This is a genomic window from Providencia sp. PROV141 (assembly GCF_028481645.1).
GTDB lineage: Bacteria > Pseudomonadota > Gammaproteobacteria > Enterobacterales > Enterobacteriaceae > Providencia > Providencia rettgeri.
Genome location: NZ_JAMPPR010000017.1, coordinates 49,221 through 74,274 on the forward strand (window position 1 = coordinate 49,221; position 25,054 = coordinate 74,274).

Here is a 25,054-nt window from a genome sequence, read left to right on the forward strand (position 1 = left end):
TGAAATTATCGTGTTTCCTTGCGTGCTAACGCTGTGCGGAAGGAAACACGAATCACACATATTATTTTAATAACCTAGCCTTAACGGATTTCCCTTTAATTTTCCCTTGCTGTAAATGCTTGCGAGCATGTTCGGCAACCTCGCGTTTGAGCGCCACATAGGCATGGGTCGGGTGGATCACAATCTTGCCAATATCGTCGCCATTGAGGCCAACTTCTCCGGTCAAGGCACCTAAAATGTCGCCGGGACGTATTTTGGCTTTTTTACCGCCATCAAGGCATAAGGTCACCATCGTCGCTTCTAATGGAGTGACTCGTAAACCTGTCGGTTCGGCTTGCCAATTAAGCTTCATGTTTAACATTTCTTCTAGAGCATTGGCTCGTTGAGCTTCTTCTGGTGCACATAAACTAATTGCTAAACCGCTTTCACCGGCACGTGCAGTTCGACCGATGCGGTGAACATGCACTTCAGGATCCCATGATAATTCATAGTTAATTACCATTTCGAGGGCTTTAATATCTAACCCGCGGGATGCGACATCCGTAGCCACTAATACACGGCTACTTCCATTAGCAAAACGCACAAGAGTTTGGTCACGCTCACGCTGTTCCATATCACCATGAAGCACTAGGACACTTTGTTTGCTTGCAGTTAAGGCATCATAAACAGCTTGGCAATCTTTTTTAGTATTACAGAAAACGACACAAGAAGCGGGTTGTTCACGGCTCAAGAGCTTTTGTAATAATGTAATTTTTTCGTGACGAGCAACTTCATAAAATTGCTGCTCAACTGCGGGAAGCTCATCAACGCTATTGATTTCAATGGCTTGTGGATTATTTTGAATTTGCTGGCTAATTCGTGCAATTTCATCTGGCCAAGTAGCTGAAAATAATAATGTTTGCCTATTAATTGGTGCGTAGTCAATGATGGTTTCAATATCTGGCATAAAGCCCATATCGAGCATTCGGTCTGCTTCGTCTAAAACCAATGTTTGCAAGGCATCAAGTTGAACGGTTTCACGATTTAGATGATCAAGTAAGCGCCCCGGTGTAGCAACAATGATATGTGCTGCATGAGCAAGGGAGTCGCGTTGTACGCTAAAAGGGACACCACCGCAGAGCGTTAAAATTTTGATATTAGGAATAGCGCGAGCTAAACGACGCAATTCATTGGCGACTTGATCTGCCAGTTCGCGAGTTGGGCATAAAACTAATGACTGAGTTTTAAATAACTTGGCATCAATATGTTGTAATAAGCCCAGACCAAAAGCAGCAGTTTTGCCGCTGCCAGTTTTAGCTTGTGCTCGAACGTCTTTACCCGCAAGGATCGGAGGAAGAGCGGCAGCTTGGATCTGCGTCATGTTGAGGTAGCCTAACTCTTGCAAGTTAGCGAGTTGTTCCGCAGAAAGCGCATTTAGGTCAGCAAATGAAGTCACAATACAATCTCAAATAGAATAAAAGGCATAATGGCGCTAATAATACTATTCCTACCTTATTCTGTCTGTTTTTAATTCGTTATTAATGTAGAACCTGCCTATCACTGATATAGTTCAAAATTAAATCACCAGGAAGTGATGAAATGGAAAATTTGCAACAGCGGTTGATAACACGAGGCGGGAAAAACACGTTTTTACTTTGTTTTGTATCAACAACCTTTAGCACCACTTAAAAGTGGTGCTAAAAAGATGGGTTATTCAATATTGATGTCTTAGATAGGACCTAAATTTGTCATTACTGCATATATTAGAGCGACAATAGAAATGGCTATCCATGTGAAGACTAATGGCCAAATAAATCTCACCCATTGTGTATAAGGAATTTTTGCCGTTGCAAGCACAGCCATTAAAATTCCAGATGTTGGGTTAATACAGTTAACAACACCTTCTCCAAGTAATACAGTTTGCACTGTCGTTTGGCGAGTGATTTCTAATAAATCGCCCATTGGCGTGAAAATAGGGACGAGCACTGCCGCTTCACCAGAACCTGATGAAATAAAGAAGTGCATAATTGCTGCGGTTGCGAACATGGAAAGGGCGGATAAAGTCTTCGGTAAACCGTCCATCATTGAAATAATGGCATTAACGATGGTATCCAAAATCATCCCATCAGATAATACGATAGCAATGGCACGAGCCATACCAACGATAAACGCGCCGCCTACCATTCCTGCACAACCTTTTAAGAAACCTGTTGCAATGGTATTAGGCGACATACGGTTTAAAATACCCACGCCAACGCCTAAGATAATAAACATTGCCATCATCTCTTTTTCTCCCCAGCCCCACTCAACGGCACCGAAAATAAATCCGATTAAGCAGAATGCGCTATAGGAAAGGGTAATGACATGCAAAGCTGAAATTTTAGAGGTTTGGTGTTCGTCAGTGTTAATTTCAATATCAGGTCGAACCATACCTTTGTTACGGCATTTTTTGGTATAAATCGTTAAAAATAAAATACCTGCGATAACAAATGCAATATAAATTGCCATTCTAAAACCGAGACCGGATAACAACGGGACATCGGCTAAACCTTGAGATAGGCCAACCGTCATTGGTGCCATGATTGAGGCGTTAAAGCCCGAATAAGCGGCGACATAGACTAAAGCGGCACCAAATTTATCGTCCATTCCCACGGATTTAGCAACTAAAAGGCCGATAGGAACAAATGCAATAATTGAGTTAACGACAATTCCAGTTGTTCCTAAAATAGAAAAAACAACAAAGAATATACTGATTAGTAAAAAGTCATTAAGTCTTTTACTGCGCGAGATATTATTGAGTACTTTTTTGATAGCCCCAGTTTCTTCGAGAAGATGTAATGCTCCTCCAGTGAAAATGATCAAAAAGATAATAGGAGCAGCTTTGATTAGACCATCGGCAATTGAGGTGAAAATTTGCCCTGGCAAAATACCGTGTTGTTCAGGTAAGCGCTCATAACTACCGGGAATGGTATAAGAACTAGATACTTTTGTTTCTATACCATCTTTTACCATGGTGATGACTTTTGTTTCTGATGCATATTGCCCCGCAGGAACGATCCACGTCGCAATGCCTGCCAATACTAAGATAAAAAACAAAAGCACATAAGGGTTTAAGCCTTCAGAACGTTTTTTAGGTGGTGTTGTTGTGTTTGTTGACATCGTTGTCATAGAGTTTCCTATTGGATTATTTTTTATTGTGTAATACGTTGTAATATATTGAAAAATAGTTGAGCGCGCTCTGTAAGTGACGGTATTTCTAAATATTCTTTATCACTGTGCTGGTAACCACCAATCGGGCCTAACCCATCGACAGTGGCAGTCCCGACACCCGCAGTAAAAGAGGCATCAGAGCCGCCGCCAGTGGAAACATCGAGTAAATCAATGTTTAGTTGGGCTGCTTCTTCTTTAATGATGTTGATAAGAACGGTGCTTTCATCCGTTTTAGCCATAGGTGGGCGATTAATTCCGCCGGTTAAGGTGAGTTTGATACCGTCTAATACTGGTGTACTACACACTTCCCTGACTTTTTTATCGATTTCAATACCCTGTTCTTCAGACGAGATACGAACATCGATTTCTGCTCTGGCATTCGGTGCGATAGTATTAACGGAGGTTCCGCCAGAAATTAGACCAACGTTAACGGATAGGCCTTTATCATGAGCAGAGAGTGCGTGTAGGCTTTGAATTTTATATGATAGTTCCTGAATTGCACTGATACCTGCTTCAGGTGCGATACCTGAATGTGAGGCTTTCCCTTCAATATTTAACACATAAGTCCCAACACCACGGCGAGCACTCACTATCGCGCCATTAGCACGCGCAGGCTCCATCACAAGTGCGTAGCGTTTTCCTAAGGCACATTGTTCGATGATACCGCGAGATGAAATAGAACCGATTTCTTCATCACAATTGAGGAGAATCTCAATATTTTTGTAGCGAATGTCTTGATTATCATGAAGTTGCTTCATGACTTGATATACCATGACATGACTGCCTTTCATATCAATTACACCAGGGCCATAAGCGCGGTCACCTTCAATGCTAAAAGGACGTTCAGCAACGGTACCTTTAGGAAAAACGGTATCTAAATGCAATAAAATTAATATATCAGCCTTTGTTGATGGGTGATAAATTCGATAATTATTGCCGAGTGATTCATTTTCAATGATTTCGACGTCGAACCCCATTTCGCGATATTTTTCACACCAGACAGCAGCGTGGTTATCTACACCTTCTTTGTCATAAGAACCTGATTCAATATTGACTACTTGTTTAAGTAGCGCAAGCATACTGGCTTCATGCACTGAAAAGTTATTATTCATAATTGTTTCCTTATATTGTCTCTACTACAAAATTAAGTTGTTTTTATTGTGGTAAATTTAATTTTAGGTAATATAAAAACAGAGTTTATATTAAGTTAAATTTATATAATTCAGATTTTCGCTAAATAAAACGTGGCTTTTATTAAGGATAAAAACAAAAGATAAAATTCAAATTTACTAATAACAATTGTGTTTTTTTTTGATTCTCACCGTTTGTATTGTGGAAAACTAATGCCTCAATCTTTTATGCTCAAGCGAGTTATACCACAGTTAAGGATATAACAAATATCGATGCTTGATGCTTGAATCATAGGCATTTTTTGACTGTATCATAATAAATAATTTGTATACAAGATGATTCTTCACTAAAAAATTAAACCTATATAGAGAGTAATTTTACGAAGATATGTAATATGGAATACATTACTGAATTCGTTCGAGCAAATTTGAATTTATAATGAATAGTTCTGCACTAGGCTAAATTGAGATTCTTTAAGAAAAAGTGATTAGAATAATTTATAAAATATATAGTGGTCATGCGTTTTTCTAATAATTTAAATAGCGATAGCATTTTATTTATCATAGTTTGTAATAGTTTATTGTGCTTTTTTTGAACAAAAAAATTGGGGTAATTAAATTAAAAATAACTCAGTTAAATTTAGTCTCTGTGTTTTCCTTATCTTATAAATAGCCCTTATTGCTTGATAATCATTCTTTTACGTGTTGATTTGTATTTTTATTAATCGACTTCTTCTCGCTTTTAAGTGATATAGCTCATTACAAGAAATAAGGTGCAAGAGAATAACTTTCTCTTATATGTCTATTATGCAGTATGAGAAGAGAAAAAATAGGTATGAATACTAGGGTTTATGTTAAATTAACGACAAAATACCTACTAAATAATTACATTGGCTGATGATATATTTAACTTTAATAAAACATTTATTGTTTTGTTTTAGTGGGTTATGCGTTTTTTGTAGATTGCTTGGTTGTGGAAGATAAATAAAATAATAATATTGTGACGGCTCGCTCATTTATGGGGAACGCATCAACATTATGAATTAAAAGGAAATTAATTCTTTAATAGAAAATTTTTCTCTTAATTTGAATAAAGACACCAATTTTTAGAAAAAATTTTCTATTTCCCTATGGCATATTCTTTTTAGCAACAAATATAAAGATATCACTTTTATTTTACTATATTGGGTTTTAGATTATGACTAAGAATATTGCTACAATTTTAATTCATGGTGGAAAGCAGCAAGATACTGTTAATCATGCTATTTTCCCTGCTATAACAACAGCCAGTACTTTTGTTCAGCAAAGTTTAACAGAGCATGGTGAATATTGTTACTCACGTTGCAGCAACCCAACGCGTTATGCATATGAAACCTTATTAGCAGAAATTGAAGGTGGAAGCTATGCAACAGCAACCGCATCCGGTGTGGCTGCTTCAAGTTTAGTCTTAAATTTATTACCAAAAGACTCCCATATTATTGCGATGAAAGGTGTTTATGGTGGAACATTTCGGTTATTTGAACGAGTTTCAACCATTAATAGCGGTCATCAAATAGATTATGTAGATTTGAATAACCTTGATGAAGTTAAAACAAAAATAAAAGACAACACACGCTTAATTTGGATTGAAAGCCCAACTAATCCATTATTAGAGTTAGTTGACATCAATGCGATTTGTTCACTTGCAAAAAAACATAATATTTTAACTTGTGTTGATAATACATTTGCAACAGCTTGGAACCAAAAGCCGTTAGAATTAGGTGCTGATTTAGTGATGTTATCGGCAAGTAAATATATTGGCGGTCATTCCGATTTAATTGGTGGTGCTGTGATCACCCAAAGAGAAGACTTAGCCAGCCGCCTTGATTTTCTAAAAACGACTTTAGGAGCAATTGCTTCTCCTTTTGACGCCTACCTTGCTTTACGTGGATTAAAAACATTAGCGTTACGTATGGCGGCACAATGCAGCAATGCAGCGCAAGTGGCTAACTATTTATCTACGCACCCGAAAGTGGAACAGGTTTATTACCCAGAATTAGCTTCACATCCACAATATGAATTATGTAAAAAGCAAATGCGTACAGGTGGAGCAGTTGTGACAATTAAATTAAAAGGGAATATTGAAGATACTAAAACGTTTTTATCTAAAGTTAATTACTTTGTATTAGCCGAATCATTGGGTGGTGTTGAAAGCATGGTAAACCATTCTGCCACGATGTCACATGGGTCGATGACAAAAGAAGAAAGGGAAAGTATCCATGTATATGACACCACATTACGTTTATCTGTAGGTATTGAAGATATCACTGACTTATTAAATGATTTAGAAAACGCACTATCTTAATTTATTAAAATCAAAATAAAATATAATAAGAGAGCATCTAATGAATGATTATGGAATTTGGACCATCGTCACGCCAATGGTGACGATACTTTTAGCCATTTTTACACGACAAGTTATATTATCATTATTGCTGGGGATACTAGTTGGTTTTACCGTTATATATGATCACAATATACTATTGGGTATAAACGGAACACTCGATGGTATTATTAATACGTTTGCATCACCGGGAAATACAAAAACAATTTTATTTATGGTAATGATTGGCGGTATTATGCGGCTAGTCGTTGTTACTGGCGGTGTGCGCTCATTGGTTAAATTATTAACAAATAAAACAAAGTTAATTAAAAATAAAAAAGCTGTTCAATTAATGGCGATGATTATTACGTCATTAATTTTTATTGAAAGCTCGATTAACCAATTAATTGCTGGAGCATCAACAAAAACATTAGCGAAGAAGTACGGTGTTTCGCCAGAAAAAATGTCCTATATTGTACAAACTTCCTGCGTATCAGTTTGTTCATCAGCCATGATTAACGGCTGGGGAGCGGCGATGATGGGTGTTATTGGTGTACAAATATCTAAAGGTTTAATTACTGGAGAGCCATTTGAAATTTTAGCTGGCTCAATGGTATTTAATATCATGGCGTGGTTTTCTCTAGCTTCAGTATTATTTTATATTTTCTCCAATGTTTCTTGGGGACCAATGAAAAAAGCGGATTTACGCGCAGAGCAGCAAGCTTTAACTTTATTGTCTGCAGAAGAAACTGAGCAGGATGATGAAGATATTATTGAGCATCCTAATTGCCATACCTCTCTTAACTTTTTTATTCCAATTTTATCAACCGTATTAATGGTACCTATTGCGCTTTATATCACTGGTAATGGTGATTTTAGTAAAGGTAGTGGCTCAACATCGGTATATTGGGGAGTCATGTTTGGAACTTTAGTCTCTTTTGTGTGGTTCTTAGCGCGCCGAGTACTCAATATTGAGACTTTCTTTAAAGAGTTATACATCGGCTATGCCAGCATGGTAAAAATTAGCTCAGTGATGATCCTCGCTTTTTTAATGGGAACCGTTTCTTCAGATTTAAACACTGGTGCTTATATAGCTGAAATTACCTCTGGTGTCATTTCACCTGCTTTCTCAATCGGCTTTATCTTTTTAATTAGTGCGGTGATGTCATTAGCAACAGGAACATCGTGGGGGACATTTGCCATTATGATCCCAATCGGTGTGCAATTAGGGCTTTCAGTCGGAATGCCTGTTGAATATATGATAGGTGCAGCAATTGCAGGTTCAATTTATGGGGATATGACATCACCCATTTCCAGTGATGCGATTGTGGCCTCTATGGCAACAGATTGTGACCATATTGAGCATATTCGTACTCAAATGCCTTATGCCACGGTGACTGCCGCTTTTGCGCTGATGGTTTATCTCTATTTAGGTTTCACATATTAATAGGGTGAATAATATAATGAATATTAGACAACGATTAGCTGCAATAAATAAAATAGATCTACTTCAAAGGCCAACACCGTTAGCAAAATTAAATAATCTTTCCGGATATTTAGGCCGTGATATTTATATTAAGCGTGATGATATGACCCCCCTAGCGATGGGGGGAAATAAGCTGCGTAAATTGGAATATATCATTGCAGATGCGACACAAAAAAAGGCTAAGGTGATTGTGACGGCAGGGGCTATTCAATCAAACCATGTTCGCCAAACAGCTGCAATAGCGTCAATGTATGGTCTGGAATGTGTCGCATTATTAGAAAACCCATTACAAAGTTTGAATTCATTATTTTTAAAAAATGGCAATAAACAACTGACAGATTTATTTAATGCTCGCTGTTATTTTTGTGATGAGTTAACCGACCCAAACTCACAAATGCAAGCGTTAGTTGAATCCCTTGGTTTGCAAAATGCTTATATTGTCCCTATCGGCGGTTCTAATGCTTTAGGGTCATTAGGTTATGTTAATTGTGCATTAGAAGTTGCCGAGCAGACTCCTAAAGATATTGAATTTGCCGCAGTTATTGTTGCTTCTGGTAGCGCAGGAACGCATGCAGGGCTAGCTATGGGATTACAATCGGTATTTCCTCAAACACCAGTGATTGGTGTTACCGTTTCAAGAACAGTTGCGCAGCAACAACCTAAGGTAGAAACCTTACAGCAGGAAATTGGTGAATTATTAAACCTGACAGATTTTCCTAAAGTGAATCTGTGGGATCAGTATTTTTCACCTTGCTATGGTCAGCCGAATAACAAGGGCCAACAAGCCATTGAGCTATTAGCTCAAAAAGAAGGAATACTACTTGACCCTGTGTATACCGGTAAAGCCATGGCGGGTTTAGTTGATCATATTTTAAAAGAAAGTATTGATGGCAATCAGCCATTACTTTTTATTCATACTGGCGGAGCACCCGCTATTTTTGCTTATTCTGAAATCAATGTAGCAACGATTAAATAGACTTTTGATAATGCGATTTACATATGAAAATTAATACCAAGGTTATTCATGGTTACCCCATGACAGATAAATATACCGGAAGTTCTTCTATTCCGTTATATCAATCATCCACATTTTCACAAGCCAATATTGAGGAAAGTTACGACCATATTTATTCTCGTTTTTCCAATCCAACGAGAGATGCATTAAGTGAGGCAATTTGCGCGATTGAAAACGCGAAATTTGCTGAGATTTTCTCCTCAGGAATGGCAGCAATAAGCGCAGTATTACTTAATTTTAGCCAGGGTGACCATATTGTTGCCTGCAAAAATATTTACGGTGGTTCTTTCCAGTTAATGACTGAATTTCTGCCTCGTTATGGCATTTCAGTGACATTTGTTGATGCGACTAATCCAATGAACTATCAGCAAGCAATCAGGGAGAATACCAAAGCGTTTTATATTGAAACGCCATCTAACCCTACATTACAAGTGACTGATTTAAAATCTGTTATTGAAATTGCGCAACAGCATAATATTATTACCATCTGTGACAATACCTTTATGACGCCATTGTTATCAGATGTTATCTCTCTTGGAATTGATTTTTCTATTAATAGCGCGACTAAATTTATAAATGGTCATAGTGATGTGATCTTGGGGACAGTAGCAACGAATAATTCAGAATATGCAAGGTGGTTACATAAGTCTGCGGTGGCTATTGGCAGTATTGCGGCCCCATTTGATAGCTGGCTGACGATGCGTGGTTTAAAATCAATGGCAATGCGGGTTGAACGAGCTAGTGAAAATGCGCAAAAGCTTGCAGAATATCTGAATGAGCACCCAAAAGTACAACACGTTTTTTATCCGGGGTTAGCTTCACACCCAAACCATATGATCCATATGCAACAGTCTAAAAATGGCGGAATGGTGGTTTCCTTTGATTTGGGTAGCTATGAAAATGTAAAACAATTTTTAGAGGCGATTCGTATTCCACTCGTTGCGGTCAGCTTAGGGGGAATTGAATCAATTATTTCCTACCCTAAAATGATGTCCCATGCGTGTATCCCTGAAGAGGAAAGATTACTGCAAGGTGTAACGGATGGGTTATTGCGGTTCTCATTGGGCTGTGAAGATATAGATGACTTACTCACTGATGCCGATTTTGCTTTATCGCAGGTACAGTAATTAGGCCATTAGTAACGCATTTTTACTTCTGAGTGATACCTACCACACGCCTAAAAAACGCCCATAATATTTTAAGCCCTCTAAATAGTCAGATTATTTAGAGGGCTTTTACTTCACAAAATGCTTATTTGAACGATATAAAACTAAAGACAAAGCTCTTTATTTGCTGGATTTAATTGAGCAGTTTGTTGGATATGTTTTAAAGTTTCTGTCGCCAGCAGCGCAGTGGCTTCATAAAAAGCATTTCCGCTTTGCAATTGCATTTTCTCTAAATAACGATATACCCAAGGTAAAAAATGTATTTCTAGTAATTCACGTAACAGTTCTGGTTTATTTTCAATCACCCAGGCAGTGAGAAGAAATATTAGCCCCACATGATCTTCGGGTTCTTTTTGATTTAATTCAATATTGATTTGGTTATTACGAAGCCATGCTCTTAATTCAAGTGTCGAAATACCAAAAATAACATTTTCTTTATCAAGATAAACAGAACCCCAAGGTGGTGCAGGTAATGCATAAGGGCCAATAAATAAGCGCTGGTAGGCTTCTTGTAAAGTTTCTGATTCAGAAAGACTATCTTGAAAAAGTTTATCAATACGTTGGCAATCATAATCCTGTGTGAATGGCCATTCAGCTAACCATTCGCTCGTCGTAAATAAATCAATTAGCTTATTTACACGTGCATCGGAAGGGTCATAATAAAATAATGCCCCCAAAGTTTGCGCGCAAAGCGAAAAATCTGCCAATAATTTTTGTTCCATATTTGTCCACTTGCTATGTTGATGATGACGCTTTGGTGCGATCGTAGCGAAACATGCGATTGTTGTCGATGATAAGAAGGTAATTAGTCTCCTTATCATCGTAAAAACAATGGAATAGTCGTTATCCGGCGATAGCCATACCTACAGTCATATGTAGCCCGTAGAAAATGCCTCTACCAATTAATTCACCAAAAATTACCAATAATACGGCGACTAATAGCCCGATAATTGGAGGGTTTTTCATTTTAACATGTGGGTAAATCCAGAAAGCTAGCCCTAATGTTAAGCAAACAGTACGCCATCCCATCAGTGAGGCATAATCTGGAACAAGCTCAGATGCTTTTTGTACTGAACTTTGGATGGAGCCTAATTCAAACCCCTGTGCTGTCACCAAGATACTACTCGCAATCACTGCAACAATACTGATTAATGTAAAGAAGCGGACGTTATTGATATCATAGCTTGCTATGCGCAATAAAAATGCAGCAAGAACAGGACCTGCAATAAAGCTGGTTAGGATAAATTGCAAACTACCATAGTGATTAAACCAAGTTGGGACGGTATCAATTTGGTAAACGCGAGATATGGCATAAATAAATATTGCCGCACAAATAATTGTGACAATTAACCAAATAGTACCGACAGACTTGGGCATCTTCTTCAATAATGACAGTAACCAATATATCCCACCTAAGGCAAAGAATATTGAGCCACTGACTATTTCGTTACTCAGAGCCGAATGACCAACACGTATCATTGAATTGAAGGCACGCATCGGCGAGCCCATATGCAGCATGGAGAGTAAAAAGCCAATTCCCATTAACGCCCATAAACCAAACATGCTCATCACTATTTTATGATGCTGCTCTTGCAAGGGTTTCATTAACAATACCAGAGCCATGAGAATAAATGCACCGGCAACGCTTTGACCTATAACGGTGAAGAAGATTAACGGATATTCATGTAAGCCTGCGCCCATTTTAAACTTCCTCCGGATTCGCTAAATAACCTGTGGTGTCACCAACAGGGCGGCAATTTGCATTGAGATTTAACACAATATTGGGTTTGGTATAGTGTGCTGCGGGTAGAGGTGCTATCTCATTGATTGTGCCGTATTTTGCACGTAGCTCTTCAATGGGCCCAAAATCTAATGCACGTAGCGGGCAAGACTCAACACAAATGGGTTTTTTGCCTTCAGCCACACGTTCATAGCAGCCATCACATTTAGTCATATGCCCTTTAACTGCATCAAACTGAGGTGCACTATAAGGGCATGCCATATGGCAATAACGGCAACCAATACAAACACTTTCATCGACAACGACAAAGCCATCCTCACGTTTGTGCATCGCGCCACTTGGGCAAACTTTAACGCAAGCAGGGTCCTCACAATGGTTGCATGAAATGGAAAGATAATAAGAAAATACATTTTGATGCCATGCGCCATCTTGCTCTGTCCAGTCACCGCCTGCATATTCATAAATACGACGGAAATGAACATCAGCGGATAAGTTTTTAAAATCTTTACAGGCGAGTTCGCACGTTTTGCAGCCCGTACAGCGTTGTGTATCAATATAAAAACCATATTGTTGTGACATACCGGGCTCCTTATAGTTTTGCAATTTCAACTAAGTTAGTATGCTGAGGGTTTCCCTTAGCAAGCGGTGAAGGGCGTTGAGTCGTGAGGACATTAATACACCCGCCTTGGTCTACTTTTTTGCCAAACATATCGGCATCTAACCAAGCCCCTTGGCCCATAGCAGTCACGCCTGGCATGATCCGTGGTGTCACTTTTGCTGGAATATGAACTTCTCCTCGATCATTGAAAACCTTGACCATATCACCCTGTTTAATACCACGCGTTTTGGCATCTATAGGGTTAATCCATATTTCTTGGCGACAAGCTTGTTTTAAGATATCAATGTTGCCATAACTTGAGTGTGTTCTGGCTTTATAGTGAAACCCTGTCATTTGTAATGGGTATTTTTTATTAAGACTATCGGTATGGCTTTCAAAGCCTTCGGTATAGATTGGCAACGGGTCAATTACATCATCTGGTGCTAATTGCCATGTTTTCGCTATTTCAGCTAGGCTTTCTGAGTAAACCTCTATTTTTCCGGAAGGCGTTTTCAGTGGATTAGCTTGAGGGTTATCTCGGAAATCTTTAAATCCAATGACATGCTCATCAGGGCATTTGTGCTTGAAAATACCCACAGTTTTCATTTCTTCATAAGTTGGCATATCAGGGAAGCGTTCGCGGCTTTTTTCACATAAATATTTAATCCATTCGTGTTGAGTGCGGCCTTCGGTAAATTTCTGTTCGACATCAGGGCCTAAGCGTTTAGCTATTTCTGACAAAATTTCATAGATAGGCTTACGCTCAAATTTAGCACTAGTGGCTGGTTGGCCTAAGATCATGTACGACATGTTTCCTGCGGACTCACTAGGAATAAGATCTTCTTGTTCGGTAGGCATTAAATCAGGTAGTAAAATATCGCAATATTTTGCAGAGGCCGTCATGAAGTGGTCGATGCCGACAATCATTTCGCATTTGCTGTCATCTTGTAAAATTTCATGAGTGCGAGAGATATCACTATGCTGATTTATCAATGTATTACTGGCATAGCACCATAAAAATTTAATGGGAACATCTAGTTTATCTTTCCCTTTGATACCATCATGAATGGCTGTCATTTCAGTTCCGCGTTCGATAGCATCAGTCCATGTGAAAACAGAAATCTGAGTTTTTACAGGGTTATCGAGCATCGGGAACCATTCAACACCGGAATCATAAGTACCTTCACGACAGCCTGAATTTCCCCCACTAATGCCAACATTACCAGTAATAATGGCTAACATGGCAATTGCTCGAACGGTTTGCTCACCATTTGAATGACGTTGAGGACCCCAACCTTGAACAATATAAGCGGGTTTTGCTTGGCCTATTTCACGGGCTAACTTAATGATTTTATCTGCTGGGATACCTGTAATTTTAGCGGCCCACTGTGGTGTTTTAGCAATACCATCAGAACCTTGGCCTAAAATATACGCTTTATAGTGACCATTTTGAGGGGCAGAAGCTGGTAAGGTTTTTTCGTCATAGCCGATACAGTATTTATCAACAAACTCTTGGTCGACCATATCCTCAGTAATAATCACGTAAGCCAATGCGGCAGCGAGTGCACCATCAGTACCAGGACGAATAGGTAACCATTCATCTTCTCTACCAGAAGCAGTGTCATTATAGCGGGGGTCAATGACTATCATGCGCGCATTTGAACGTTCGCGCGCTTGTTCGACATAATAAGTGACACCTCCGCCACTCATACGAGTTTCGGCAGGGTTATTACCAAACATCACAACGAGCTTTGTATTTGCAATATCATCGGGACTATTTGCTTCTTGGGAGCCGTATAGGTAATTCATACCTGCACGAATTTGTGCAGTACTATAACTGCCGTAGCGGCTCAGGAAACCACCACATGAATTCATTAAGCGATAAGGAACATTTGAATTGGTGATATTACCGCCATCAACGCCAGTACCATAGAGAACATGTACAGCTTCATTGCCGTAATTTTGCAATATATCGCGCAAACTATTACCAACGGTATCTAGGGCTTCTTCCCATGAAATTCGGACAAACTTGCCTTCACCACGTTTACCTACACGTTTCATTGGGTATTTCAATCTGTCCGGGTGATTCATTCTTCTGCGGATTGAACGACCACGCAGGCAGGCTCTGACTTGATGATCACCATATTCATCTTTCCCTGTCGTATCTGATTCAACCCAATATACCTCATCGTCACGCACATGGAGGCGTAATAGGCAACGGCTACCACAGTTAACGGTACATGAACTCCAAACGGCTTTTTCTTCAGGGGATGTTGAGTTTTGAGTGGTATCGATTGCTTTTGCATTAAAAGGAAGTGATAAACCGCCAACTGCAGCAAATAAACCGCCAGCAGCGCCAGATTTCACGACATTGCGCCTTGAGATAGGGCTATTTAATAATTTATTTTTTGTATTCATTGATATTAGCCTTTATGACCATATTAAATATAGTGTTATTCAAGGGCTATCTTACTCTGTCATATTTAGTTTTTTTTGCGCCATATCAATTAAGTTATATTTGCAAAACTGGTAACTTTTTTATAATAAATAAATATTAACGATAATTAATATCATTATAACATTATGAATAAAAAAGAAATTTTCTTTTTTTTTGTTCATGGTTGAAAATTTAGAAATGTTAATATTGCGTTTTGTAGAGAAAATATTTCTCTCGGTGGTGATTTTTCGGAAATTAAGGAGAAGACTTTTAGTCGTATAGTTGGAAAATAATAATATATTTCTCTAGAACTATTCATTGCTCTGAAAAATCAATGAAATTTATTATTATTTTGGGGAATGAAACATAAATACAGAATAACTAACTAAAAAGTGAATATCTAATATCCAATTAAGGTGTGATTTTTTATTGAAAATAATTGTTATTATTAATGGTGGTTAATTAAATTCAATATTGAGAGTGATAGATTGAGCAAAACCTGCTGGTGGCTTACCGACAGAGCGGCTTTTTTGTACTGCAAGTAAAGCGGCTTGATCTAATAAATCATTTCCTGAACTGCTTGCTAAACGAATTAAGCTAATTTCTCCGGTTTGGCTTAATTGAAATTGAATAGTCGCGATACCACGGTTTTTCATTTTTTTCGCGCGGCGAGGGTATTGTTTATTTCGCTCAACTTCTTGGCGCAGTTTTTCTCGATAGGCATTAATTAATTGGCTATTAGTGTCACTAGTCGCATGTTGGTTTTTGGGGCCTTTAATTCCTGCCGATGGAGAAGAAACAAGGTCACCGGTTTTTTGTTGTTGTGCGATCGGCAAATCATTTTTAATTTCGGAGTCAGCTTGTTTGCGGGTGTTTTCAGTTCTTTTAGTGAGTTCTTTGGGTTTTACAGGTTCTTTTTGTGTTTTGATCACCTTTTTTTGCTTTTTAGGTACAACAATGGCGGCATTTTCAATAATTGGGCTGGGCTCTATTTTTACCTCACTAGGGAGTTCTATAGGTTGAGGGAGCTCTTCAGGTTCTGCAACGTTGACCGCTTGAGTCAATGCGATCGATATAATCGGCGCATCGTGTTGTGCTTGGTTTTTTAAGGATAATGATTGAGCCGTAACATAGGTTAAGTACCCAATAACAAGAATATGCAGTGTTATGGATAGCGTAAAAGTGATTAATTTCCGACTCATCATAAGACCTCAATATTCTTTCTCGTTGAACCTAAAGAGGATAGATCAAAACAGGTACTAAGTAGTTATGCTTGAGTTATAACTCATAAGATAAAATAACGATTCGAATTATATGTTAATAATTATCAATTGCAAATGATAGTTATTATCAACTTTAATGGGTGTATATAATTAGGATTTAATGCTTTGATTTTTAATGAAATATTTCTTTAGATAAAAAAGACTTAGTGAGTCACCAAGTCTTAATAAGATTAATTGTGTGATAAATCAGTTAAATATCCTTCTCTATTTTATTATTTTGTCTGGCTCCTGATTAAGTGTTGTTGTACAGCGTATTTGATAGAAGGGGATTGGTTGTTTTCGGTAAAACTCAACGCGACTGCGGCTTTTTCATGTTCATCCATTGCTAAAAAACTTTTGCTAATACCATTAACTTTATCTGTTGCTAAATTACCAGCTTTTAGATGTGAATTAATGGCTGCTTGGTTCGCTGCGGACATATTATTTTCATTAAAACTTAATGCAGTAACTGCCTTTTCATGCGAATTCATCTGTGCAAAAGATTTCGTAATACCTTGGATGCCATTAGGCGATAAATTAGCGGCTTTTGCATGGTTAGCAATAGCGATTTGGTTTGCGTAAGCGGTATTATTTTCAATAAAACTGAGTGAAATAATGGCATTTTTATGGGTGGTTACGTCTGCTTGAGCACTTAAACTAAATACCAGAAAAAGTGCAGAAGAAATAAATAATTTGTTCATCGGAATACCTTTAAATAACATTGCCTAAATTTTGGACAAAATAATGGATAACTTTATATAAATAAGTTTTAAAAATAGAAGTAATCTAATATTTAACTTCCATTTACTGCACTCGAACTTAGGTTTGTTATTGATAGATAAACGTATCTAAGTAGTATTTTTATAAAGTTATCGTAGAACTCATCATTACGATGCCGTAAATATAGGTGATCATGCACAGTGATGAAATTGATATCTATGCATATGATGAGTGCATAAAACGCATTCATCATTTTGTAAAAAAGGAGGGAATTATTTCGTCGTAGTTATCGTATATATAAATAACACCGCATAGATAAGCTACACGGTGTTTGGATATTTAATTAAAATTAAGAGCGCTTAACCGCTGTTTCTGAGACGCGTATTGTATTTTCTTTATTCGCAAACCAACGCTCACGTAAGATGTCATATCCAAGATTAAACGCATAAGTATAAAATAAGAAAAAGGCAAAAAAGCCGATTTCAAGTAAGAATGCATCTAAGAATGTCATTTTAAGTAAAAACGCCAGCATTGGTACACCCATGATCACAAAGCTCAACTCAAATCCAACGGCGTGAAAAATGCGTACTCTGGCTGGGCGAGGCCCCTTAGATAAGGGCCAATAACGGTCAAAAACCATGTTATAAAATAAGTTTAATAGCATTGCCAGTGTCGATAAGACAATAGCGACTGTTCCCATTTGGAAAATTGAGCGTCCTAAAAGCCACGCACTGACCGGTGCAGTTATCGCGATCGCGATGACTTCAAATGAAACCGCATGAAAAATTCGTTCAGTTAATGTTTTTGTATACCTGCTCATAACTACCTCAAAGATATGAAAAATTATTTTTTGGGTAAAAATCGGGTGCAATTATTTGCTTTTTTTTATATATATACAAAATGGCAGCCATCGGAAAAAGCGATACCTCATGAATTATTCTATAGAAACATTGCGTACCTTTGTGGAGGCAGCATCCCTGAAGTCATTCTCTGCTGCGGCTCGTAAATTAAATAAAAGCCAATCAACTGTGAGTACGACAATCAGTGGGTTTGAAGATGACTTGGGTTTTTCGTTATTCGATAGGCAGGGACGTGAATCAACATTAACTTTTGCAGGTAGAAAAGTGTTAAGTTTAGTTGAGGATATTTTATCAGCAGATGAGCGTCTTCAAGCACTTCGAGTTGAACTGCTTCCAGATATTGAACCAAGATTAAGCTGCGCTTTTTCAGATATTTATCAGCCCCCTCATGCTGAACATATTGTAACGACATTAGATAGACAATTTCCGCATCTTGAGTTCGAGTTTTTAATTGCAGAAAATAATGCGGTTATTGAAATGATCCAAAACCAGCATGCTCATGTTGGTATGATGGAATCACGAACAGAATATCCTGCAGATATTTCTTTTTCCCGTTTACCTATTCAAGGTGAATTAGGTTTATATGTATTAAATAGCCATCCATTAGCTAAAGAGAAAAAAATTACTTATCAGCATTTAACAATGACTCGCCAACTACGGCTAAGCAGTAGTAGCCAAATTATTATTAATAGTGAAAAGAACTGGTTTGCGCCTAATTATTTACTATTATTAGAAATGGCAGAACAAGGTGCTGGATGGGCAATATTACCGACATGGTTAGTTAAGCAATTCGGCCATAACCGTTTAATGAGTATTAATTATGATTTATGGCCACGTAAAATTGATGTGGATTTAGTTTGGTCTAAGAATAATCCACCGGGAAAAGCAGGTTACTGGCTGATTAATAAATTACTTAATAGCTAAATTTAAGGAGATTAATTTTAAAATCAATGTGTTTGCACTATATTTTATTTTGTAAAACAGTCTATATTAAATGTAATAAGATATTATCTTGTAAATAAACGTAATATAATTTTTAAAGTTGGCTTTATATCGCTAATCTGAACTTAATCAAATTGTTGTTTGAGTTAATTTATTAGAGGATAAAAATGAAAAAATTATTAGTACCTACACTCTTTGCTGTTGTATCTACTATGTCATTTGCTGTTAATGCAGCGACAACTCCAGCAGCAAGCCAATCACAGAAGGCAGAACATAAATTAAATGCTTACGAAGAAATTATGGTAGGCAAAGTCTGGGTAACGACAGAAGCTTTAGATCAAGATAAAAAAGAAGTTAGCGCAGAAGATAAGCAAGTTGCAAACTTCTTTGGGGTTGCCGAATACTATCCAGACGGGACTTTTAATATGACCACGTTTGATGGCAAACCCAAAATGAAAGGTGACTGGTCATTTGATGAAAATGGCAAAAGCCGTTCATTAACAGCGAAGGATGATGATGGTAAAGTTTTATTTACTCGTGTCGTTGAAAATGTGACAGTAACACCTGAAGAATATACGTATCGTATTTATCCAGAGCAAGATAGCAAAGATAAGTACTTTGATATTGTCCATAAAGTTAAAAAATAACATTTAAACCAATGCCGCAGTCTAGATATAAAGCTCATTTATTGAGTAATTTATTCTGCGGCATTATTGTTCTATTGCAGCTTTATTTAAAACAGGTTTCCGCCCAGCGTGTTAATCCTGCAGTAACAGAACCAAAATCGTCTCCACGTACTATCGGAATATTAGGTAATTCTTGGCTAATTGCTTGGTGTAATACTGGTGAGCGGGCACTCCCGCCTGTAACGTAAATAGCATCCGGTTTGACCCCACCTTGGTTGACAGCCTCTTTAACTAATTCAATCATTTTACTTTTGGGTGACTCAATTGATTCCACCATTTGTTCATGTGGAATATTCACTTCTAGTTTTTCAGAAATCAATTTAATTTGAGCTAAATAACTTGAGGCGTCTGATAAAGCAATTTTAGCTTCTTCAGCTTTACGTACTAAGCTATAACCTAATGTTTCATTATAAACTTCTAACAATCGAGATATTATTTGAGGTTCTTTTGCATCTTGTTTTAAGCGTGTTAACGCTGTCAAATTTTGTCGTGAGTAAAATTCTTTTTGCGCCTCAACATTATTGATAGCAATCGGGTTCCAAAATTGTAGAAATGGCATTTTAATGCCTGATAAAGATTGGCTTTCCATTCCAAAAAGTGGCATTAATTGTTTTAATGCTAGGTAAATATCAAGGTCATTTCCACCGACTCGTTGGCCGCTATGTGCAAGTAAGGATTGTGTTCTGTCCTGTGTGTTTCGATAAGTAGGTCCCATTTGAATCAATGAACAGTCCGTTGTTCCACCGCCAATATCAACAACTAAGATAATCTGGTCTTTACTTAATGTTGATTCATATTCAAGCCCGGCAGCGACGGGTTCGAACTGAAAAGCAATATGATTAAAACCTGCACGTTTTGCAGCACGATAGAGTATGGATTCTGCTTGTTGGTTTGAAAGTTCTCCGCCACGCCCATGAAAGTTAATTGGCCGGCCAATGACCGTGTCATCAATAACCTGTTGTAAAGAATGTTCTGCAGTGTTCTTTATGTTTTTCATCATGGCGCAGACAAGGTCTTCAAAAAAACTAATTTGAGTATCATGTAAGCCTGAAGCCCCTAAAAAAGATTTTGGGGATTTTACATAATAAACATCTCTAGGGTCGCTCAGATATAAATCTAAAGCAGCTTGCCCAAATACAATATCCTCGGGCATTAAATCGATCCCTTCATCACGGTTAAACGCGAGAGATCTTTTTAAAATTTGCTGTCCGATTTCATTCGAGGGGGCGATTTTACAATGGCGAAATAAATGCTCAGAGACTGATTCTCTTGTTGGCGCGCATAAGGTTGATGGAATATAAACGCTATCGCCTTCTAATGGTAATAGTGTGGGTACCCCGTTTTTCATGACTGCGACAGCACAGTTAGATGTACCGTAATCAAAACCAATAAACATTTCGCCTCCAAGAGTAACGACGTTGAAAAAAGGCAGAGACTTTATATCAAGCAGGAATGAATTACTATCGAAAAAATAGTTCGATATGAAGGGGAAAACTCAAAAGGAGATAGCATAAATTGATCGCATGTTGTCTAGATACTCTGAAAGCACGGAGGCACTATGACAAAATGCAATCATTGTTGAAGGATTGCGTTATTGATATTCATAAAAGGAGCATAATTAATTTAGTTTAAGGTGGGTTAGTGAAAATACCTATCGATAATATTAAGATTATTTAAAACTATTTTTATATAGAGTGTGGTTTGTAATGTAATATTTGATTTTTCCACCTCTTTAACATTTTAATGTAATGTTAAAGAGGTTCTCGGAAATATCTTATTTAAATAGTTTGGTTTATATATTTTTAACTATTACAATATTTATTCCAAATTACATTAAAATCATTATTAGGAAATTCTTTATCATCTCTATCAATTAATGGAATAGAAACAACATTACGGCCGTCATCATGAAGATAGGTTTTGACCACAAAACGTTTAAATGAATATGAGTTTTGGCTAGTGAAAATAAGCACTTCACCGCATACATAACCTAGCATACCATGGTCTAAGGTTTCTCTTATTTCATGATATTTAACATTTTTATACTCGGCCGTTTTGGGAAATGCTAAAAAATCCTCAACTGCTTTTTGAGATTTTTCTACAATATCTAAATCAGGTGTATAGTTACTTACAACGCCTCCTATAAAGGAAGCGCCTGCAATTAGGCCAATGACTAAAAATGAAAATATTTTATTTTTCATAGTGTTTATTTCTTATGTTATTATTTTTGAACCTCCCAATGAATGCCAAAATATAAAAATTAAATGAAAATTCATTGCCATAAGCTAACTTTTAATTGATAATTTCACTTACGGAGATATACTTGGATTACATTTGGGATAATTAACGGTTACCAATCTAACATAAGATTATTTGAAGTAATATAGAGGGGAAACAATGGTAATCAATAAGAAACGAAAAATTACACATTTAAATAAATAGACATTTCATAAAGAATATTTTATCACTATTGTGATAATTCAGTATGTATTAATCCCTAGAGTAACAAAAAAAATAATAATTAAATAAGATTATTATTTTTTGTTCTTCATTATTTTTGCCATATGAATAGCTTCAATGAGTTGAGAACGATTAATACGAGAACTATTACTATCTAATAATTTTTGCCAAATATCAATTGCTTGCTCATAATTTGCATTCATAAAAGCATCTGAAGCGACTAGCATTAAAGCAGTAACTTCTTGTTTATCAAGGCTTAATGCTTTATTGATTGCCGCTCTAACATCTTCTGTTAGTTGTTGACCTGCTTGGTAATATAAAACGGTTGCAATAGCGGAGTATACCTGAGCATTTTCTCCACCATATTTTAACGCTCTTTGATAAGCAATTAATGCGTTATCATAACTATTTTGATAGAGATAATATTCACCTAGTGTAGCCCAAAGCTCACTATTTTTAGGTGATTGGCGAATATCATCTTGCAAGCGGAATAAATCATTTTGTTCTTGCTGCAATGGTGTGAATGAGAGTAGAGGATCTGAAATACGTTGGTATTCCTGGTAGGCTAATTCAAACCGAGGTGAAAAAAAGTAACCAATAACAGCTGACACAATTAATATGGCGAGTAACTTATTCATATGCCATTGCTTTGCAACTGATGGCGCTGTTACATCTTCTGGCAATAATTGCTCGAATATCTGCTGATGGTGAAAATTGTTCTCTATAAGCGGCTGTTTTTGTGACCGAACAAATTTGAAAATGAAATAAAAAATACCAATCAGAGCAATACCCGGTAATCCCCAAAGCAGTGCGGTGCCAATAGTCAGGGGAGGGTTATACAGCACGAAATCACCATATCGCTCGGTCATATAATGCATGATTTGCGCTTTATCTTTTCCCTCTGCAACCATTTTAAAAACTTGGTGGCGCATACTTACTGCAGTGGGTGCATTGGATTCGAGTAAATTTTGGTTTTGGCACTGCGGACAACGTAATTGTGAGGCTATGTGCAAAGAATATTCTTGTTCTTCAATAGAATTAAATTGCCACACATCAACAATCTGAGCATTGGATATAAAAGAGCAAAATAGGAAAAATAGTGCTAATAGGGTTTTAAGCATTTTTTACTCTCCCTTTTATCCAGCTTATTAATAAGCCAAAACACATTACAAACGCACCGCTCCAAATCCATTGAATGCCATCTTGTACGTAAAGGCGTATTGCATAGCTATTTGTTCCCGTTTTTTCACCTAATACCGCATACCAATTACGTAGCCACCCCCAATATATACCAGGTTCAATCATTAATTGCTGGCGAGCAGTATAAAACCGGCGCTCGGTAATTAACTGGTGTAATGGTTGGTTAGCTTTGCGAATTTGTATAATGGCTTTTTCGGTAGTGTAATTAGATTTAGCTTCAAGTTGTAACTCGTTGAATTGAAATTGATAACCTGCGAGTGAAATAGATTGCCCAACAGAAAGACTAACACTGGTTTCATGGTGGCTACCAATTGATAAGGCAATGCCAGCCGCAAAAATCACAACCCCTGTATGAGCGATAAGGGAAGGGAATTGTTGGCGGATAGCATCGATGGGGCGTAGCCAAAAGATAAGTAGAATCGCAAATAAAAAACCACAAGAAAGAGCGATAACAAGCCCTTTAGACCAAAGAGATAAGCTTACTAACACACTGAGAAGTATAATTAAAAGAATACGCCATTGGGCTTTAATCCGAGTTTTGTTAAGCGGATAAATGGCACTTACTGCTATTATGATTAGCATCAAAATACCAAATGGTAATAATGCTTGGTTAAAATAAGGTGCCCCAACCGATATTTTTCCCCAACCAAATAACGTGTAAATCATCGGGTAAAGTGTGCCCGTCAGGACAATAAATAATACAGTAGAAAATAAGATTAAAGTGAGTAATAAGTGAAGCTGACGGCGATTAGTTTTAGTTGGCAAATTATCGATGTTTTTAGCTTTCCAACCATATATACATAAAGCACCAAAACTCAGAAAACTGAACAATAAAAAGAGAGGAACAGCCCTAACGTTATCTAAAGCAAACGCGTGAACAGACATTAAAATACCTGAGCGTACAATCAACGTGCCCAATAGAGATAAAATAAACGTGAGGATCGCCAGTAATATTGACCAATGACGATAATGACCCGTTTTATGTGAAACGGTAAGGCTATGGAATAACGCAGTTGCACTTAGCCATGGTAACAGCGATGCATTTTCAACTGGGTCCCAAAACCACCATCCACCCCAACCAAGTTCACTGTATGCCCACCATGAACCCAGTGTGATACCCAAAGTGAGTATGCACCAACTAGGAACGACAAAGCGCCAACAAAGCCCTGCAACAGTTTGGTTGAATTGCCCGCACAGCGTGGATGCCAGTGCCAAGGCGGTCACGACCATTAACCCGCTATAACCTAAATAAAGTAGTGGGGGGTGTAATATCAATCCCCAATGTTGCAGCATTGGGTTGAGATCTCGCCCTTCAACAGCAGGTGGGAAAATGCGGACAAAAGGGTCGGAATAAAAGACGATAAACAGTAATAATGCGGTACTAATAATAGCAAGTAAGGTTAAAGTGAGAGGAAATACGGAGTGAGTTTGCTGACGATAACGCCATGCAAATAGGCAACTCCAAGCAGAGATAAACAGTAGCCAAAGAAATATTGAGCCTTCATGGCCTCCCCATACTGCCGCAATTTTAATATATAACGGCGATAGCCGATGGCTATGTTGCGCCACATACACAACTGAAAAATCACTTTGAATAAAGCTGAGAGTTAAACAAACATAGGCAACGAGCAAGAAAAGAAATTGTAAGTAGGTCCAAAGAATATTCCGAGGCATTTGCCTCGGAATATGGCGGAAAAAACCAATAACTCCAAACAATGCTTGAAAACAGGCAATACAGAGTGCCAATGCGAGGCAGAGAAAGCCAATTTCTGGGAGTATTAGTTCCAATGATTACCCTTA

The 25,054-nt window shown here is 37.5% G+C and carries 20 protein-coding genes; 6 read left to right on the top strand and 14 right to left on the bottom strand.

Annotation, left to right across the window (positions count from 1 at the left end; genetic code table 11):
- Positions 1 to 61: 61 nt before the first annotated feature.
- From dbpA to PSF09_RS11345, 3 genes are all read right to left on the bottom strand, one after another.
- Positions 62 to 1,435 carry an ATP-dependent RNA helicase DbpA gene (gene dbpA, locus PSF09_RS11335; protein ID WP_210837787.1) on the bottom strand — a complete coding sequence of 458 codons (1,374 nt, stop codon included), beginning with the start codon at positions 1,433 to 1,435 and terminating at the stop codon, positions 62 to 64.
- 272 nt (positions 1,436 to 1,707) lie between these two features.
- The gene (locus tag PSF09_RS11340) at positions 1,708 to 3,147 is read right to left on the bottom strand and encodes a YfcC family protein (protein ID WP_004913421.1); all 1,440 of its coding nucleotides are present in this window, start codon (positions 3,145 to 3,147) and stop codon (positions 1,708 to 1,710) included.
- A gap of 23 nt (positions 3,148 to 3,170) precedes the next feature.
- Positions 3,171 to 4,301 carry a M20 family metallopeptidase gene (locus tag PSF09_RS11345; RefSeq protein ID WP_272665761.1) on the bottom strand — a complete coding sequence of 377 codons (1,131 nt, stop codon included), beginning with the start codon at positions 4,299 to 4,301 and terminating at the stop codon, positions 3,171 to 3,173.
- Positions 4,302 to 5,517: 1,216 nt separating this feature from the next.
- Here PSF09_RS11345 and PSF09_RS11350 point away from each other — a divergent pair.
- The 4 genes from PSF09_RS11350 to PSF09_RS11365 are packed head-to-tail and all read left to right on the top strand — an operon-like array spanning position 5,518 to position 10,309.
- On the top strand, positions 5,518 to 6,663 hold the full coding sequence (locus PSF09_RS11350) for a trans-sulfuration enzyme family protein (RefSeq protein ID WP_272665763.1): 1,146 nt from the start codon (positions 5,518 to 5,520) through the stop codon (positions 6,661 to 6,663).
- A gap of 40 nt (positions 6,664 to 6,703) precedes the next feature.
- The gene (locus PSF09_RS11355) at positions 6,704 to 8,128 is read left to right on the top strand and encodes a Na+/H+ antiporter NhaC family protein (protein WP_272665764.1); all 1,425 of its coding nucleotides are present in this window, start codon (positions 6,704 to 6,706) and stop codon (positions 8,126 to 8,128) included.
- A gap of 16 nt (positions 8,129 to 8,144) precedes the next feature.
- Positions 8,145 to 9,143: a D-cysteine desulfhydrase gene (locus tag PSF09_RS11360; protein ID WP_272665765.1), complete on the top strand. Its 999-nt coding sequence runs from the start codon at positions 8,145 to 8,147 to the stop codon at positions 9,141 to 9,143.
- 23 nt (positions 9,144 to 9,166) lie between these two features.
- A complete protein-coding gene (locus tag PSF09_RS11365) occupies positions 9,167 to 10,309 on the top strand; it encodes a trans-sulfuration enzyme family protein (RefSeq protein WP_272683920.1) in 1,143 nt (380 codons plus the stop codon).
- A 143-nt stretch (positions 10,310 to 10,452) separates the two neighbouring features.
- On the opposite strand, the gene dmsD is transcribed toward PSF09_RS11365, so the two are convergent.
- The 7 genes from dmsD to PSF09_RS11400 all read right to left on the bottom strand — a co-directional run bounded on the left by dmsD (position 10,453) and on the right by PSF09_RS11400 (position 17,926).
- Positions 10,453 to 11,070: a Tat proofreading chaperone DmsD gene (gene dmsD / locus PSF09_RS11370; RefSeq protein WP_272665767.1), complete on the bottom strand. Its 618-nt coding sequence runs from the start codon at positions 11,068 to 11,070 to the stop codon at positions 10,453 to 10,455.
- 121 nt (positions 11,071 to 11,191) lie between these two features.
- Positions 11,192 to 12,049, bottom strand: a complete 858-nt coding sequence (locus tag PSF09_RS11375) for a DmsC/YnfH family molybdoenzyme membrane anchor subunit (RefSeq protein ID WP_210840004.1) — start codon at positions 12,047 to 12,049, stop codon at positions 11,192 to 11,194.
- A gap of 1 nt (position 12,050) precedes the next feature.
- Positions 12,051 to 12,668 (bottom strand): DMSO/selenate family reductase complex B subunit, encoded by a 618-nt coding sequence (locus PSF09_RS11380; protein WP_196724638.1) that lies wholly within the window; start codon positions 12,666 to 12,668, stop codon positions 12,051 to 12,053.
- Between the two features lie 10 nt (positions 12,669 to 12,678).
- Complete coding sequence (gene ynfF / locus PSF09_RS11385) at positions 12,679 to 15,105, bottom strand: selenate/tellurate reductase subunit YnfF (protein ID WP_371031518.1); 2,427 nt, start codon at positions 15,103 to 15,105, stop codon at positions 12,679 to 12,681.
- Between the two features lie 477 nt (positions 15,106 to 15,582).
- Entirely contained in the window at positions 15,583 to 16,329 is a 747-nt protein-coding gene (locus tag PSF09_RS11390; RefSeq protein WP_272665768.1) for an energy transducer TonB, read from the bottom strand.
- Between the two features lie 290 nt (positions 16,330 to 16,619).
- The gene (locus PSF09_RS11395) at positions 16,620 to 17,087 is read right to left on the bottom strand and encodes a hypothetical protein (protein ID WP_210840002.1); all 468 of its coding nucleotides are present in this window, start codon (positions 17,085 to 17,087) and stop codon (positions 16,620 to 16,622) included.
- A 368-nt stretch (positions 17,088 to 17,455) separates the two neighbouring features.
- Positions 17,456 to 17,926 carry a multidrug/biocide efflux PACE transporter gene (locus PSF09_RS11400; protein ID WP_272683921.1) on the bottom strand — a complete coding sequence of 157 codons (471 nt, stop codon included), beginning with the start codon at positions 17,924 to 17,926 and terminating at the stop codon, positions 17,456 to 17,458.
- 109 nt (positions 17,927 to 18,035) lie between these two features.
- Between PSF09_RS11400 and PSF09_RS11405 the strand changes: the two genes are divergently transcribed.
- On the top strand, positions 18,036 to 18,890 hold the full coding sequence (locus PSF09_RS11405) for a LysR family transcriptional regulator (RefSeq protein WP_272683922.1): 855 nt from the start codon (positions 18,036 to 18,038) through the stop codon (positions 18,888 to 18,890).
- Positions 18,891 to 19,120: 230 nt separating this feature from the next.
- Positions 19,121 to 19,555 (top strand): DUF4822 domain-containing protein, encoded by a 435-nt coding sequence (locus PSF09_RS11410; protein WP_247605507.1) that lies wholly within the window; start codon positions 19,121 to 19,123, stop codon positions 19,553 to 19,555.
- A gap of 82 nt (positions 19,556 to 19,637) precedes the next feature.
- Here the strand turns inward: PSF09_RS11410 and yegD are convergent, their stop codons facing one another.
- From yegD to PSF09_RS11430, 4 genes are all read right to left on the bottom strand, one after another.
- Positions 19,638 to 20,990, bottom strand: coding sequence for a molecular chaperone (gene yegD / locus PSF09_RS11415; protein ID WP_272665771.1), 1,353 nt, complete (start codon positions 20,988 to 20,990; stop codon positions 19,638 to 19,640).
- A 406-nt stretch (positions 20,991 to 21,396) separates the two neighbouring features.
- Positions 21,397 to 21,795 carry a hypothetical protein gene (locus PSF09_RS11420; RefSeq protein ID WP_210840564.1) on the bottom strand — a complete coding sequence of 133 codons (399 nt, stop codon included), beginning with the start codon at positions 21,793 to 21,795 and terminating at the stop codon, positions 21,397 to 21,399.
- A 333-nt stretch (positions 21,796 to 22,128) separates the two neighbouring features.
- The gene (gene nrfF / locus PSF09_RS11425) at positions 22,129 to 23,175 is read right to left on the bottom strand and encodes a heme lyase NrfEFG subunit NrfF (RefSeq protein WP_272683923.1); all 1,047 of its coding nucleotides are present in this window, start codon (positions 23,173 to 23,175) and stop codon (positions 22,129 to 22,131) included.
- On the bottom strand, positions 23,168 to 25,042 hold the full coding sequence (locus PSF09_RS11430; RefSeq protein WP_272665773.1) for a heme lyase CcmF/NrfE family subunit: 1,875 nt from the start codon (positions 25,040 to 25,042) through the stop codon (positions 23,168 to 23,170). The genes nrfF and PSF09_RS11430 overlap by 8 nt, the downstream gene beginning before the upstream one ends.
- Positions 25,043 to 25,054: the final 12 nt, after the last annotated feature.

What these genes read in the sequence shown, in the direction of transcription:
- PSF09_RS11340 (WP_004913421.1), bottom strand. Translation starts at nt 3,147, where the DNA reads ATGACAACGATGTCAACAAACACAACAACACCACCTAAAAAACGTTCT.
- PSF09_RS11345 (WP_272665761.1), bottom strand. Translation starts at nt 4,301, where the DNA reads ATGAATAATAACTTTTCAGTGCATGAAGCCAGTATGCTTGCGCTACTT.
- PSF09_RS11350 (WP_272665763.1), top strand. Translation starts at nt 5,518, where the DNA reads ATGACTAAGAATATTGCTACAATTTTAATTCATGGTGGAAAGCAGCAA.
- PSF09_RS11355 (WP_272665764.1), top strand. Translation starts at nt 6,704, where the DNA reads ATGAATGATTATGGAATTTGGACCATCGTCACGCCAATGGTGACGATA.
- PSF09_RS11360 (WP_272665765.1), top strand. Translation starts at nt 8,145, where the DNA reads ATGAATATTAGACAACGATTAGCTGCAATAAATAAAATAGATCTACTT.
- PSF09_RS11365 (WP_272683920.1), top strand. Translation starts at nt 9,167, where the DNA reads ATGAAAATTAATACCAAGGTTATTCATGGTTACCCCATGACAGATAAA.
- dmsD (WP_272665767.1), bottom strand. Translation starts at nt 11,070, where the DNA reads ATGGAACAAAAATTATTGGCAGATTTTTCGCTTTGCGCGCAAACTTTG.
- PSF09_RS11375 (WP_210840004.1), bottom strand. Translation starts at nt 12,049, where the DNA reads ATGGGCGCAGGCTTACATGAATATCCGTTAATCTTCTTCACCGTTATA.
- PSF09_RS11380 (WP_196724638.1), bottom strand. Translation starts at nt 12,668, where the DNA reads ATGTCACAACAATATGGTTTTTATATTGATACACAACGCTGTACGGGC.
- ynfF (WP_371031518.1), bottom strand. Translation starts at nt 15,105, where the DNA reads ATGAATACAAAAAATAAATTATTAAATAGCCCTATCTCAAGGCGCAAT.
- PSF09_RS11390 (WP_272665768.1), bottom strand. Translation starts at nt 16,329, where the DNA reads ATGATGAGTCGGAAATTAATCACTTTTACGCTATCCATAACACTGCAT.
- PSF09_RS11395 (WP_210840002.1), bottom strand. Translation starts at nt 17,087, where the DNA reads ATGAACAAATTATTTATTTCTTCTGCACTTTTTCTGGTATTTAGTTTA.
- PSF09_RS11400 (WP_272683921.1), bottom strand. Translation starts at nt 17,926, where the DNA reads ATGAGCAGGTATACAAAAACATTAACTGAACGAATTTTTCATGCGGTT.
- PSF09_RS11405 (WP_272683922.1), top strand. Translation starts at nt 18,036, where the DNA reads ATGAATTATTCTATAGAAACATTGCGTACCTTTGTGGAGGCAGCATCC.
- PSF09_RS11410 (WP_247605507.1), top strand. Translation starts at nt 19,121, where the DNA reads ATGTCATTTGCTGTTAATGCAGCGACAACTCCAGCAGCAAGCCAATCA.
- yegD (WP_272665771.1), bottom strand. Translation starts at nt 20,990, where the DNA reads ATGTTTATTGGTTTTGATTACGGTACATCTAACTGTGCTGTCGCAGTC.
- PSF09_RS11420 (WP_210840564.1), bottom strand. Translation starts at nt 21,795, where the DNA reads ATGAAAAATAAAATATTTTCATTTTTAGTCATTGGCCTAATTGCAGGC.
- nrfF (WP_272683923.1), bottom strand. Translation starts at nt 23,175, where the DNA reads ATGCTTAAAACCCTATTAGCACTATTTTTCCTATTTTGCTCTTTTATA.